The sequence below is a fragment of the Noviherbaspirillum sp. genome (assembly GCF_036563305.1).
Taxonomy (GTDB): Bacteria; Pseudomonadota; Gammaproteobacteria; order Burkholderiales; family Burkholderiaceae_D; genus Noviherbaspirillum.
In genome coordinates this window covers 491,763-504,042 of sequence record NZ_DATCMQ010000014.1, presented here as the reverse complement: position 1 = coordinate 504,042, position 12,280 = coordinate 491,763, and the positions used below count along the sequence as shown (strand labels likewise).

Genomic DNA, 12,280 nt, shown 5'->3' with positions numbered 1-12,280 from the left:
TCCTGCCGGTCAGCCTGCTTCGGTTGTTTCCTGCCGCGCCAGCCCCCGGTTGACTTCCTCGCCGATGGCGCGCGCCGCATCGAGCTGCATCGCCGGATCCCGGATTTCCGATTCGGGCAGGAGGGTGGAGGTGATAACCCGCGCCCCGCAGTAGTTGAAGATGCCGTGGTCGATCTGCGTCTTCATGGCATCCCCGTAACCGTGCTTCTCGTAGGTCCGCGCATCCGCGCCGCCGACGCCGACCAGGTGCACCTGCAGGCGGCGCAGCTTCTTCACCAGCATGGCCTCCGGGCTGAAGTCGAAGGCCCAGCCATTGGCGAACACCCGGTCGATCCATCCCTTCATCAGGCCGGGCATCGACCACCAATAGACGGGGAACACCAGCACCAGCACGTCGGCGCGGTCTATCCTCGCCTGCTCGGCACGCACGTCGGCGGACGGCGGCGCCTCGCGCCTGTGCACGGCAAGGTCGGCCACGGCGAAGCGCGGGTCGAAGCCCTCCTGCGCCAGGTCGGCGATCTCGACCGATGCCTGTCCGGTCGAGGCAATGCCTTCGGCGACACTTGCGGCAATCCGGTGGGTAAGCGAAGCGGGATCGGGATGCGCGACAACGATCAGGGCATGCATGTGTAACTCTCCTGCTGATTGCGGTTGAGGGGCGCGGCATATATATTCGCGTATGCGCTTATGTACGTCTTGTATGTACAGTAAGTACGTACAGTAAGTATATACGATTGGTATATACAAAACGTAGGTTACGATTGGTATATACATATGTCAAGCCCGAAAGAGAAAGAATCGCCTTCCACCCCGCAGCCCCGGCGACGTCTGGGACGGGACGAACGCTATCGCCAGCTCCTGGATGTGGCGTGGCTGCTGGTGCGCGACGAGGGGACGGAGGGGCTGACGCTGGGACGGCTCGCGGAGCAGGCGGACGTGGCCAAACCGGTGGTGTATGGCCACTTCGGAACGCGGGCGGGATTGCTCGCGGCACTGTATCGTGAATTCGACGCCCGCCAGACCGCACTGATGGAGGCTGCACTCGCATCGAGCGCGCCGGACCTGGCCGCCAGGGCCGCCGTCATTGCCTCGTCGTACGTCGATTGCGTGCTGCTTCAGGGGCGTGAGATCCCGGGCGTGATCGCGGCACTGACTAGCTCGCCGGAACTCGAGGAAGTGAGGCGCGAGTGCGAGGCGGCCGTGATGGCGCGCTGCGAGGCGGCCCTCGCGCCGTTCGCCGCATCGGGCGCCATCGCGCCTGCCGGCCTGCGGGCGATGCTCGGCGCCGCGGAAGCGCTGTCCTATGCGGCCGCGACCGGGGAAATCACCGCAACGGACGCAAAGGAAGAACTGGTCGAGACGATCGTCGCGATCGTCGCCAGGAACAAGGGCAGCGGCAAGGGAAGCGGCACCGGCAGGGCCCGGCGCACAAGTACGGTACGCAGGTAGGCATGCACTTGCTCAGCTAAGCCTGAAGGCGGCGGGCACCCCGCCGCCCACGTCCAGCCCCCTGCCGCCGAGGTTCTCCTTCAGCACCTCGACGATGGCCTGCTCGAGGCGGTCGATCGCCGTGCCGCGGTCCCTGGCCGCGCGCAGCAGGCGCAGTTCGACATGCGGCAGCGCTGGCAGGCGCATCGGCTTGCCGAGGTCTGCCAGTTCCGGCGGCATCGATATCTCGGTGCGCACGGTGATCCCCATGCCGGCGCGGGCCGCCGCCCAGAGTCCGCCCTGGGTCGGGCTGGTCACCGCCACCCGCCACTTGATCCCGGCTTCGTCCAGCGCGGCGATTGCAGCTTCCCGGAAGACGCACGGGCGCTCCAGCAAGAGCAAGGGCAGCGGTTCGTCCGGGCGCGGCGCATAGCCGCGCGGGCCGATCCAGATCATGTCCGTGCGGGCCAGCCGCTGCGACTGCCTGGCGGCCGTCCCGCCGAACAGCAGCGCGATATCGATGGCGCCACGATCGACCTGGGCGGAGAGGGTCGAGTTGCGTTCCATGACGATTTCGACCGACACCCCCGGATGCGAGCGCGAGAAACGCGCCAGCATTTCCGGCAGCCAGGTGTTCTCGAAATCGACCGACAGTCCGAACTTCACCTGCCCGGTCAAGCCCGCTCCCCGTACCGCATCCACTGCTTCTTCCTGCAGCTGGAGCAAACGCTGCGCATAGTCGTACAGCCGTTCCCCTGCCGGCGTCAGCGCCAGCAGCCTGCCGCGCTTTTCGAACAGGCCGACCCCGAGCGCTTCCTCCAGCTTCTTCATCTGCAGGCTGACCGCCGACTGGGTGCGGCCGATGCGCGCCGAGGCGCCGGCAAAACTGCCGCTCTGCACGCCGATGACCAGCGTGCGCAGCAGGTCGAGTTCGAGGACGGGACGGGACATGATCGTGATCCGTAAACTTGAGTTTTACTTGAGTATCGCGTTAAAACTTACAAATTTTCAAATACATCTTGCGCGACTACAGTGTGGCTGTCAACCACTCCATAGGAAAGGAACCGCCATGAAAACCGCCCTTGCGATCGCGCTCTCGTTTGCCAGCCTCGTCCTGTTGCTCGACGTCGATGCCTCCTCCGTGCGCGGCGCCGCCACCGCCGCGCCCGTCGCCGATTCCGCCGCCGCCGGACATGTCGGCGAAGGCGCGAACCAGCCGCTTTGAGCGCGCCGCGCGCCGCCGACAACCATCTGAGCCAAGGAGTCCACCATGCCATTCGTACGCATCTCCGTACCCGCCGGTACCGCCGCCGCCGCCCGTGCCGCCCTGGCGGACGCCGTGCACCAGGCACTGACCGAAACCTTCGACGTGCCGCAGGATGACCGCTTCCAGGTCATCGAGGCGCTCGGCGGCGACAGCCTGGTATGCACCCCGTCCTACCTCGGTCTGTCCCATGCGCGCCCGGCATTCGTGCAGATCGTCTGCAGCGTCGGACGCAGCGTCGAGAAGAAGAAGGCGCTGCTGCGGCGCATGGCCGAGCTGGCGCAGGAGGGCGCCGGCTGGCGGCGGGAAGACCTGATCGTCCACCTGGTCGAGGTGCAGAAGGAGAACTGGTCCTTCGGCAACGGGCTTGCCCAGTACGCGTGACGGTGGAGGGCCTGCACGGAACGGAACGTGTTGCTATCATGGCCAGCTGCACCGGCCGCGCTGCCGGCCCCCGATTGCTGACCGCAGGAGCAATGATGTCCGATCTCAACGCCTTCCCGATCACCCGCAAATGGCCCGCCAGCCACCCCGACCGCATCCAGCTTTATTCACTGCCCACGCCGAACGGCGTGAAGGCGTCGATCATGCTGGAGGAAGCCGGCCTGCCGTATGAACCGCATCTCGTCAGCTTCGAGAGCAACGACCAGATGTCGCCGGAGTTCCTGTCGCTCAATCCGAATAACAAGATCCCCGCGATCCTTGACCCGGCTGGCCCGGGCGGCAAGCCGCTCGCGCTGTTCGAATCGGGCGCGATCCTGATCTACCTCGCCGAGAAAAGCGGCCGCTTTCTTCCGGCCGACGCCGCGGCGCGATACGAGACGATCCAGTGGGTGATGTTCCAGATGGGCGGCATCGGACCGATGTTCGGCCAGCTCGGGTTCTTCCATAAATTCGCCGGCAAGGACTATGAGGACAAGCGCCCGCGCGACCGCTACGTCGCGGAATGCCGCCGCCTGCTCGGCGTCCTGGACAAGCGCCTGGCCGGCCGCAGCTGGATCATGGGCGAGGAATACACGATCGCCGATATCGCCACCTTCCCCTGGGTGCGCAACCTGATCGGCTTCTATGGCGCGGGCGACCTGGTCGGCTTCGGCGATTTCGCGCATGTACGGCGCGTGCTCGACGCTTTCGTCGCCCGGCCGGCCGTCGCACGCGGTCTGGAAATTCCGAAGCGCGGCTAGCACGCGCGGCGGGTCGACAAAGCCTGTCGTTCCTGCCGCGGCTTGCATGACGCAGGAACCACGTTTCGAGGCAGCGCCCGACGCCAGCGGCGACAGCCGCGAACCAGACAAGGGACGCAAGGGAGACGAGATGAACCTGGCACATCTGCTGCTGCGCCATGCCCGGCAAGCGCCGGACCGTGCGGCCATCCTTCATGGTACGGCGCCGCACGCGACCTACGGCGACTGGGCGGCGCGCAGTGCGGGGCTGGCCCTGCGCTTCCGGGAGGCAGGGCTGGTCCCCGGCGACCGGGTCGTCCTGTTCATGCGCAACCATCCGCGCTATCTCGAAGTGATGTGGGCCGCATGGTGGGCCGGCCTGGCCATCGTTCCTGTCAATGCCAAGCTGCACACGACGGAAGTCGAATGGATCATCGACAATGCGCAGGCGCGCTGGGGGTTCGTCACGCGGGACGTGACGCCCGTTGCGCTGTCCGGCCTGGAACGACAGGTCGATGTGGAGTCCGCGGAGATGGATCGGCTGCTCGCGCCAATCGAACCGGACTGCGCCGTGCCGGTCGCCGAATGCGCTCCTGATGATCTCGCCTGGCTGTTCTACACCAGCGGCACCACGGGCCGCCCGAAGGGCGTCATGATCACGCATCGCAACCTGATGACGATGGGGATGACCTACTTCATCGATGTCGATGCCCTGTCGACATCCGACGCGATTGTCTATGCCGCGCCGATGTCGCACGGCGTCGGCCTCTATGCGGTTCCCCACGTCATGGCGGGCGCCCGGCACGTCGTGCCGCCGTCGGGAACGGTCGATCCCGAAGAGCTGTTCGATCTCGGGCGACGGCTCGGCCCGCTTTCCACTTTTGCCGCGCCCACCATCGTCAGGCGCCTGGTCGACCATGCCGAAGCCGCCGGCCTCGACCATGCGACGGTGGGGCGCGCGTTCAAGACCATCGTCTACGGCGGGGCGCCCATGTACCTGGCGGACATCCGGCGCGCGCTGCAGGTGATGGGACCGCGCTTCGTGCAGATTTACGGACAGGGAGAATCGCCGATGGTCGGCACGGCGCTGCCGCGCGCGATCCTCTCCGACACGGGCCATCCGCGCTACCTGGAGCGGATCGCCTCCGTCGGCATCGCGCAGACGCCGGTGCAGCTGCGCATAGCGGACGAGCAGGGCCGTGCGCTGCCGGCGGGAACGGCAGGCGAAGTGCTGGTCAAGGGTGACAGTGTCATGGCGGGATACTGGCGCAATGCGCAGGCGACAGCGGCGGCGATCCGCGACGGCTGGCTGTTTACCGGTGACGTCGGCTGCCTCGACGCCGACGGCTTCCTCACCCTCAAGGATCGCAGCAAGGACCTGATCATCAGCGGCGGATCCAATATCTATCCACGCGAGGTCGAGGAAGTGCTGCTGAACGCCCCCGGCGTGGCAGAGACGGCGGTGGTCGGCGCACCCGACCCGGAGTGGGGCGAGATCGTCGTGGCCTTCGTGGTGCCGCTGCCGGGAGCCGAACTCACGGAGGAAACACTCGACCGGCACTGTCTTGCGCATATCGCGCGCTTCAAGCGGCCGAAGCGCTACGTGATGGTGGACCAGCTGCCGAAGAACAATTACGGCAAGGTCCTGAAGACCGAACTGCGGATGTGGGTGCGGAATCAGGCTGCGTGACCGCTGTCGATGCGACGAAGCGCGACGGTCGTGGCGGAGGGAAATCGCTTCAGCCGGTGGCCGGACCGGCCATTCGCGGGGGCGAATGGGGCCGAGAACGACACCGCTGCGATTGCAGCAGGCATGCTCGGCGAGGCCTTGCAGGATCGGGCGCCTGTTTCGACGGTTTCCATGCGTTTCCGGCTTGCGCACGCCGCCATGCCGCGGCAAGGTACGGAATCGAACAAAAAGGACAGTGAAATGCATCGCAGACTGACGCTCGTGCTCGCCGCCGCCGTGTTGTGCGGCTGCGCCGCCGGACCGCAACCCGGCGCGCAGGCGCCGCAGCCTGACAAGACAGGTGCTACACCCAATCCTGCTGCTGCGCAGACCCTGCCGGTACCGGGACCGGCGCAGGCGCCGCCCGATCAGCAGCGGGCGCAGCCGCCGACGCAACCCGCGCCGAACGCCCAGGGGCGGGCGGATCTCGACATGGCGTCCACCATGATCGGCACGCGGGAAGCACTCGCCTTTCGCGTTCCCTTCTCGCCGGGCACCGCCACGTTCAAGCTCAGCCCCGATGCCGCGAGAGCGCTTGCCGTGATCGCACTGCGCGCCGAGAAGATACAGCTGCGGGAGTTGTTGGGCGGCGATCCGGCGAAGTACGCGCTCGAGCTATGGGACGAGCGCATGCGCGTCGTCCGTACGTTCCTCGTGGACAATGGCGTCGCCGCCGACCGGATAGAAATCGTGAAACCGGCCGGCAATTCCATGCGCTCTAACGGAAACGGAGGAGGGGCCGGCAATCCCATGGTGGAAGTCGCGGTATTGCTTGCCATGCCCGGTTCCGCGCGTTGAGCGTTGCGGCGGTCCGGGTTCGCCTCTCGGTCTCTGCATCCGAGGCTCCGGCGTTCAGCCTGCCGGCGTTGCGATCCGAATGACGCGATCCTAGGTCCGAACGCCGGCGTCCGGCGTCCAGCCGACTACACCAGGCCATAAGCGACGACCGTCCAGCAGCGCCGGCGATGGGCCATGCGCAGACAAGGCTGCCGGTTCAAGAGAAGCATGGGCAGTCCAACGCGTCTTTACTGCCTTGCAGGCATATTCATCCCGAGCATCTTGCGCCCCTGGGTCTTGTCCGCGTCGCATTCAAGCAGAGGCGAGCGCGCTGTGGCGCACGCACCCGTGCGAACGCGGTCTGCGCCAGCAGCGACCCGAGGAATGGCACGGCACAAAAGCACGCAATTAACCGTCACGGACGTTTGCGATCAGTGCATTTGGTTAGCAGGGTTTACGCATTGAGTGGCAAAGGGTGTGTGGCGCGACCACTGTGAGCGCGTTTTTGGTTTATGGGTTTAATTTAGATGGTTAATTGCAGCTGGCTTTTGCCTCCTATGGTATCGAGCGCGCCACCCCACGCACTTCTCGCGCACCGGCCAGCCTTCGCTAAAGCGGTACCCAGTGATTATCCATCCGCAGTCCTGTCGGCAGTGCCAGGCTGTTCTTTCCTGAAGGGCCGACTCCGAGTGCTTCTCCGCTTCCGCCTGCCCAAAGGCCGCCGTGGGCGAACGTCACCGCGCAGGCGTCGGCCAGGGGCAGGAGAGGATGCCATCCGGAACCCGCACTCCAGCACGCGACGCCCTGCGCGCGCGGCGCGCCGACTGCAAAACCGTCCTGCCAGGTGGCGATGTCGCCGCCGTAGCCGGCCAGTCCGGTCGGGATGCCGGCATCGGGAATGACCAGGGCGCGGCCGTCGAATATCACGAGGACGGGCGCCTGGTCTCTCTCGGCTTGCGTGTCGTGCTCCGCCTGCATGGCGATGCCGATACGCGAGCCATTGCGCGCCATGTGCCGCAGGCTCAGGCGCCGGTCGGGGACCCGCCATTGACCCTGAAGGGAACCGTCGGCCGTGTCGAGGCGCACCAGGGACGAGTCCATCCCGTGCAGATTGCGCTTCGCCCTGCCGGTCTCTGGTTGCGTCGGGACGCCGCCGTTGGCAACGAATACCCCGGCGCCGTCGACCAGCATCATGTGCGGGTCGATGCCGCCCGTCGGCCATTCTTCCTGCTTTTCCAGCGTGCGCGCATCCCATACGCCAAGCAGCCCCTGTCCCGAATCGAGGTCTGTCTCGGTGGTGAACAATCGCGTGGCATCCTTGCTGAGGGTGACATGGCCATTGAAGGCACGCCCTGGCTCCGCCCAGACCCACCGCAACGTGCGGCGCGCGGGATGCCAGCGCAGCATCCAGTCGCCGGGCCTGCGCGAGACGACCAGCAGGCTGCCATCCGCTTCCGCGAGCAAGCCATGGGCACGGGTCGGCACTTCGATGCTCGCGTGGGGCAGCATGGCTTCTTCGCGACGCTCCAGCACGCCCACACGATGACCGCTTTCATCATTCCAGGCTGCCGCCAGCCGCAGCCTGTCGCTGCGTGCCGCTGCTCCCCGGGCCGGCGTGACGCTAGCGAGGACCGACGCAATGAGCAGGCGCCGGCGACCAGGGGAGGCAAGGCGCTTTTTCTCAATCACCGTCGGCGTCCGAAAAACCGATGCTGACATCGAGGGCCGGTGCGACTTCTTCCTCGGCAAGCCGTTTTGTCGAGGCGAGGCGTTTTGCCGCCGCCAGGAGCCGGTCCTGCGCGCCGGGCGACAGTCCGCGCATGGCCGCATCGGCCTGCGCAATGTTGTCTTTCCAGCGTTGCGCAAGCGCCATCTGCCCGCGTCCGTGCAGGTAGAGTTCAATCGGAATGACAGCCTGGCCCGGCTGCGGGACTTCCTGCCGGGAGGCGATGGCAAGGTCGCGCAAGGCTTCCCAGTGCGTAACCCAGCTGCTTGCCGTCGCTCCGCTGGCGTGGCGCGGAAAACGCGCGGCGGTCCTGGAAGTCGAGCGCGCCTCGCGCACCGGCCTTTCGATCTCCTGCCAGCGCAGACGCTCCGCCGAACCGACCCATTGGTTGACGAACTCCGTGAAGGCGCCGGCCGCAGTGTCGTTGTCCCACTCGCGGGCGCCATGCGCCTCGAAGGCCGCGCGCAGCGCGCCTGCTTCACGCACGATATCGGCGGCGACTTCCGCTGCGTAGGCGCAGGCCTGGCTGCCGGATGCGACCGGCTTCGTCCACAGCAGCCACTCGAGCGCGGGGAAGCCTTTTGCCGGCGTACCGATCCGTTCCATCGCCTGAGGCCCCCGTGGCGCCTCTCTGACGGCGCGCTCGATCAGCTGGGGACGCGTGGGCGTGAAATCGATGGCGCGCACCGAGCGCCGCTCGATCAGCGGGCCGATCGGTACGGCGGCCAGCCGCTCCCACGCCGCAGCCGCTTCGCGCCATGCATCGCGCACGCTGCCCACGCGGACATCGGCGCCCGGCGAAGCGGCGCAGAATGTCCCCAGCGCGGCATGCAGCTTCTCTGCGGAGACGACGAATGCGGCGGCACGCGGCGGCGCCCAGTGCCGGTAGAGGCCGTCAACCACGTCCGACGGCGTGTAGAGCGGAACGGCGACATCGCGCCCGAAGGACTGCGCCGATGCGGCGGCGGCAGCCGGGAGCAGCAGGGCGACGGCGGCCAGCTGCAGGACGGCGCGCCGGAGGAGTACGGTCATAGGGACTCCACGAACTTGACGAGTGCGGCACGTTCGGAGCCGGTCATCTTCAGCACCTGCTGCTTGCTGGCCTCGGCCTCGCCCCCGTGCCAGAGTATGGCTTCGAGCACGCCGTCGGCGCGCCCGTCATGCATCAGCCGGGTATGGCCGTTGACGTCCTTGAGCAAGCCGATGCCCCACAGTGGCGGCGTGCGCCACTGTTTGCCGCTGGCCGCGAAATCGGCACGCCCGTCCGCCAGTTGATCTCCCATGTCGTGCAGCAGCAGGTCGGTGTACGGCCAGATCTTCTGGCCCTGCAACGCCATGCTCGACAAGCTGGGGAAGGGACTTGCGCCGGTCGTATAGCTCGGGCGGTGGCAAGCGGCGCACTGCGCCTGCGTGAAGAGCTGCTGCCCCTTTGCGATAAGCGTACCGTCCTTGAGACGGCGGGTGGGCGGCGCCAGCACGGCCTGGTAGAAGATGACGTTTTCCAGCGTCTCGTCGTCGATCTCGACCCCGGTTTCCGGGTCGCCGCCGTTCTTCGCCGACAGGCAGTCCTTTTGCGCGGGCGTGCATGACTCGCCGGGAAAAACCGACGACGTGATGCCAATGTCGCCGGCGAAGGCGGAGGCGGTCTGGTGCGCGAGGGTGGCCACATTGGCCTTCCATCCGAACCGCCCGATCATCTCGCGCCTGGCATAGGCATCCCACACCCGGTTGGGCTGGCCCTTGATCGGGCCGGGCGCGCTTGCCTGCGCGGCGGCATTGTTGAGGATCTCCTGCTCGGGAATGGCTTCGAGCAGGCCCGCCCCGATCAGTTGCGGGGCAATGCGCGGACTCACCATCACATCGTCCGACATCGGGCCATAGGCGAGCTTGCGAAAATCGTAGATTGGTTTCTTCAGCGTATAGCCTGTGCCGTCGGCAAAGCGGCCGGAAATTTCCTTCCACCGCATCACCACCTGGCCTTCGGGCTTGACGCCGCGAATGGCAAGGTTGGCGAACTGGTCGCCGTAGACCGGCTCCGGCCTGGGCGCGCCATGAAGATCCTTGCCCGGCACCGACAGCCGCAACAACAGGCCTACCGGCTGTTCGTCGCTCAGCCCCTTGCGGAACACGGGCGGCGCGGCGCGGCCGTCCTGGGCATGGCACCCGCCGCAGGAGCGGGCGATGAAATGGGGGCCGAGCCCGTCGCGGGCCGTGGTGGAGGCGGGCGCCTGCACCCAGTTGCGGCGGAAGAACGAGTTGCCGATGACAAAGCGGGTGCGCTCTTCATCGCTCAGGTTCGCTGCGGGGAAGGAGAAGGCATTGCGGCCGTCCGCATGGACGGTGGTGGCGCCGCCGGTCAGTTCACCTTGCGCGTCGTCGTCGGCGGCGGCGCGGACTGCGGCATGCAGCACGGCTGCCGCTGCTCCCGCAAGGAGCACGGCGATGAACGAGACGGCTCTTCCGCTCACGGCTGGACCAGCGTGAGACGCGTGATCCCGACGGCGTTTGCGGCCTCCACCAGGTCGCGCGACTGCGCCACCAGGCTGTCGATGGTCCGCTGCACCCGCTGCCGGCCGGGTGCATCTCTGGCGCCGGCGATTTCGCGGTCGAACGGCGCCTGAATCGCTTCAGCCGCCTCCACCGATGCGCGGATCCGGCGCGTGGTCCTGTCGGCCAGCCCGGCGTCGCTGGCTGCCACAAGCGCCCGCAGCCCCGGGCCCGCCAGGACCTCGCCGCCCGGCCGCTTGTATTCGCCGAGCCAGACGTTTTCGATTCCCTTGGCGTTGGTGACGGCATCGCGATGGGTGTTGTCCGAGAAGCAGCTGTGTTCGTCTTCCTGATCCTGGCTTGCCAGCGCGACTTCCAGCCGTTCGCCGGCAAGCTCGCCGCGCGACAGGGAGCCGAGTCCGACGAAGATCTTCCGCAGCGACTCCTTGCCGCCCTTTTCGAAGCGGGCCCGGTAGTTCGACGCCTGTCCCGGCGCCCAGGCGCGCACCAGTGCCTGCAGGTCGTCAAGCAGCAGCTCGGTGGTCACCTTCAGGTACTGGCGTCGGCGGTCGGCGTTCGGCGCGCCGCCGTCGATGAAATCCTTGTAGGAGCGATCGCCGGGCCCGGATTCCGACAGGTCCTGTCCCCATAGCATGAACTCGATGGCATGCCAGCCGGTCGCGATGTTCTCTTCGCCGTCCCGCTCGTTCAGCGCGGCGAGGGCCTTCTTCGTAATGGGTTGCTTGCGGTTGTTGACGAGCCCGGCGCGCGGGTCGCCTTCGACCGAGTCGACGTAGGCCTCGTCCATCGGCCACGCATTGAGACGCGCCTCGGGTCCGTTTTCGTCATCGATCGGCCCGCCGTAGAATCGGAATGCCTCGGTCTGGCCATACACCTCGCGCGCCGCCAGCCACGCCTTGCGCGCCGCCGCGAGCGCGCCCGACGACGGCGCGCGGAGGAAAGCATCGATCGCCTGCTTCATGGCCTGTGCCGACGACACGGTGTCGGCGTAGCCGGCATGGACCAGCTTCGCATAATGCGCGACGACGATGCCGGGAGTCGGCGCAGCCTCGGCGAGGCAGAATGGGCTCGCCAGCGAAAGGGTCATTCCCAGGAGGGCTGCGGTAAGCGCTTTTTTCATCGGAAGGTCTCCGTGTCGACAGTGTGTCAATGATAATGAGAATCACTCTTATTTTCAATGCTGGCGCGGCTTTGCATGCATGTTTTCCGCGTGTGCCGCGCGCTAGCCAGGCGGTCTGATGACGTGAAGCACGGAAGACGATGCAGGGCGCAACCGCGCCTTGCCGTGAGGTTGAATACTGTCAACGGCGGCCGCGCCGTGCGACCGCGAACAACCGTCAGCCAGTCGCGCCGACGCGGCGTCCGCTATTGCCCGCCCTCGGGCACGTAGATCATGGAGCCGTCCTTCATCCGGTATGCTGTCCCTGCCTTGTCGCCTTCGCCCTGGCCGATCGCCCCGCTTGCCTTGTAACGCTCGATCTTCTCGCCCTTCTTCACCACCATCTCCATGTTCGGCTTGCCGGGGTCGGTAATGATGGTCACGTCCTGCTTGCTGAAGGGATCGAGCATTGGATTCTGCGCCACGGTGATGAGCAACGCGGCGATGATCACCAGGAAAATGTCGATGATGTTCACGACGGACAGGATCGGATCGTCATTCTCGGGTTCGTGCAGCAGCTTCAGGC

The 12,280-nt window shown here is 66.7% G+C and carries 13 protein-coding genes; 6 read left to right on the top strand and 7 right to left on the bottom strand.

Translation table 11 applies throughout. From position 1 onward, the window contains the following. Positions 1-9: 9 nt before the first annotated feature. Positions 10-627: an NAD(P)H-dependent oxidoreductase gene (locus tag VIM12_RS15130; protein WP_331942485.1), complete on the bottom strand. Its 618-nt coding sequence runs from the start codon at positions 625-627 to the stop codon at positions 10-12. Between the two features lie 147 nt (positions 628-774). Here VIM12_RS15130 and VIM12_RS15125 point away from each other — a divergent pair, with 147 nt between their 5' ends. Continuing rightward, positions 775-1,449: a helix-turn-helix domain-containing protein gene (locus VIM12_RS15125; protein ID WP_331942484.1), complete on the top strand. Its 675-nt coding sequence runs from the start codon at positions 775-777 to the stop codon at positions 1,447-1,449. 12 nt (positions 1,450-1,461) lie between these two features. On the opposite strand, the gene VIM12_RS15120 is transcribed toward VIM12_RS15125, so the two are convergent. Further along, positions 1,462-2,379, bottom strand: coding sequence for a LysR substrate-binding domain-containing protein (locus VIM12_RS15120; RefSeq protein WP_331942483.1), 918 nt, complete (start codon positions 2,377-2,379; stop codon positions 1,462-1,464). A gap of 118 nt (positions 2,380-2,497) precedes the next feature. Between VIM12_RS15120 and VIM12_RS15115 the strand changes: the two genes are divergently transcribed. The 5 genes from VIM12_RS15115 (at position 2,498) to VIM12_RS15095 (ending at position 6,382) form a co-directional block, all read left to right on the top strand. Then, positions 2,498-2,653 (top strand): hypothetical protein, encoded by a 156-nt coding sequence (locus tag VIM12_RS15115; RefSeq protein ID WP_331942482.1) that lies wholly within the window; start codon positions 2,498-2,500, stop codon positions 2,651-2,653. Positions 2,654-2,698: 45 nt separating this feature from the next. Continuing rightward, positions 2,699-3,076, top strand: coding sequence for a tautomerase family protein (locus VIM12_RS15110; RefSeq protein ID WP_331942481.1), 378 nt, complete (start codon positions 2,699-2,701; stop codon positions 3,074-3,076). A gap of 95 nt (positions 3,077-3,171) precedes the next feature. Further along, positions 3,172-3,876: a glutathione S-transferase N-terminal domain-containing protein gene (locus VIM12_RS15105; RefSeq protein ID WP_331942530.1), complete on the top strand. Its 705-nt coding sequence runs from the start codon at positions 3,172-3,174 to the stop codon at positions 3,874-3,876. Positions 3,877-4,006: 130 nt separating this feature from the next. After that, complete coding sequence (locus tag VIM12_RS15100; RefSeq protein ID WP_331942529.1) at positions 4,007-5,545, top strand: class I adenylate-forming enzyme family protein; 1,539 nt, start codon at positions 4,007-4,009, stop codon at positions 5,543-5,545. A 240-nt stretch (positions 5,546-5,785) separates the two neighbouring features. Beyond that, positions 5,786-6,382: a hypothetical protein gene (locus tag VIM12_RS15095; RefSeq protein WP_331942480.1), complete on the top strand. Its 597-nt coding sequence runs from the start codon at positions 5,786-5,788 to the stop codon at positions 6,380-6,382. A 588-nt stretch (positions 6,383-6,970) separates the two neighbouring features. Here the strand turns inward: VIM12_RS15095 and VIM12_RS15090 are convergent. The 5 genes from VIM12_RS15090 to VIM12_RS15070 all read right to left on the bottom strand — a co-directional run bounded on the left by VIM12_RS15090 (position 6,971) and on the right by VIM12_RS15070 (position 12,278). Next, positions 6,971-8,050, bottom strand: a complete 1,080-nt coding sequence (locus VIM12_RS15090) for a DUF1513 domain-containing protein (protein WP_331942479.1) — start codon at positions 8,048-8,050, stop codon at positions 6,971-6,973. Continuing rightward, positions 8,043-9,119, bottom strand: coding sequence for an imelysin family protein (locus tag VIM12_RS15085; protein ID WP_331942478.1), 1,077 nt, complete (start codon positions 9,117-9,119; stop codon positions 8,043-8,045). Before VIM12_RS15085 ends, VIM12_RS15090 begins: the two co-directional genes overlap by 8 nt. Then, positions 9,116-10,555 carry a di-heme oxidoredictase family protein gene (locus VIM12_RS15080; protein WP_414691795.1) on the bottom strand — a complete coding sequence of 480 codons (1,440 nt, stop codon included), beginning with the start codon at positions 10,553-10,555 and terminating at the stop codon, positions 9,116-9,118. Before VIM12_RS15080 ends, VIM12_RS15085 begins: the two co-directional genes overlap by 4 nt. Next, positions 10,552-11,715, bottom strand: coding sequence for an imelysin family protein (locus tag VIM12_RS15075; RefSeq protein ID WP_414691794.1), 1,164 nt, complete (start codon positions 11,713-11,715; stop codon positions 10,552-10,554). Before VIM12_RS15075 ends, VIM12_RS15080 begins: the two co-directional genes overlap by 4 nt. A 245-nt stretch (positions 11,716-11,960) precedes the next feature. Beyond that, on the bottom strand, positions 11,961-12,278 hold the full coding sequence (locus tag VIM12_RS15070; protein ID WP_331942526.1) for a DUF2149 domain-containing protein: 318 nt from the start codon (positions 12,276-12,278) through the stop codon (positions 11,961-11,963). Positions 12,279-12,280 lie beyond the last annotated feature (2 nt).

Bases quoted from the DNA above. Each gene is read 5' to 3' on its own strand.
- VIM12_RS15095 (WP_331942480.1), top strand. From the start codon at position 5,786: ATGCATCGCAGACTGACGCTCGTGCTCGCCGCCGCCGTGTTGTGCGGC.
- VIM12_RS15110 (WP_331942481.1), top strand. From the start codon at position 2,699: ATGCCATTCGTACGCATCTCCGTACCCGCCGGTACCGCCGCCGCCGCC.
- VIM12_RS15125 (WP_331942484.1), top strand. From the start codon at position 775: ATGTCAAGCCCGAAAGAGAAAGAATCGCCTTCCACCCCGCAGCCCCGG.
- VIM12_RS15105 (WP_331942530.1), top strand. From the start codon at position 3,172: ATGTCCGATCTCAACGCCTTCCCGATCACCCGCAAATGGCCCGCCAGC.
- VIM12_RS15100 (WP_331942529.1), top strand. From the start codon at position 4,007: ATGAACCTGGCACATCTGCTGCTGCGCCATGCCCGGCAAGCGCCGGAC.
- VIM12_RS15120 (WP_331942483.1), bottom strand. From the start codon at position 2,379: ATGTCCCGTCCCGTCCTCGAACTCGACCTGCTGCGCACGCTGGTCATC.
- VIM12_RS15075 (WP_414691794.1), bottom strand. From the start codon at position 11,715: ATGAAAAAAGCGCTTACCGCAGCCCTCCTGGGAATGACCCTTTCGCTG.
- VIM12_RS15130 (WP_331942485.1), bottom strand. From the start codon at position 627: ATGCATGCCCTGATCGTTGTCGCGCATCCCGATCCCGCTTCGCTTACC.
- VIM12_RS15085 (WP_331942478.1), bottom strand. From the start codon at position 9,119: ATGACCGTACTCCTCCGGCGCGCCGTCCTGCAGCTGGCCGCCGTCGCC.
- VIM12_RS15115 (WP_331942482.1), top strand. From the start codon at position 2,498: ATGAAAACCGCCCTTGCGATCGCGCTCTCGTTTGCCAGCCTCGTCCTG.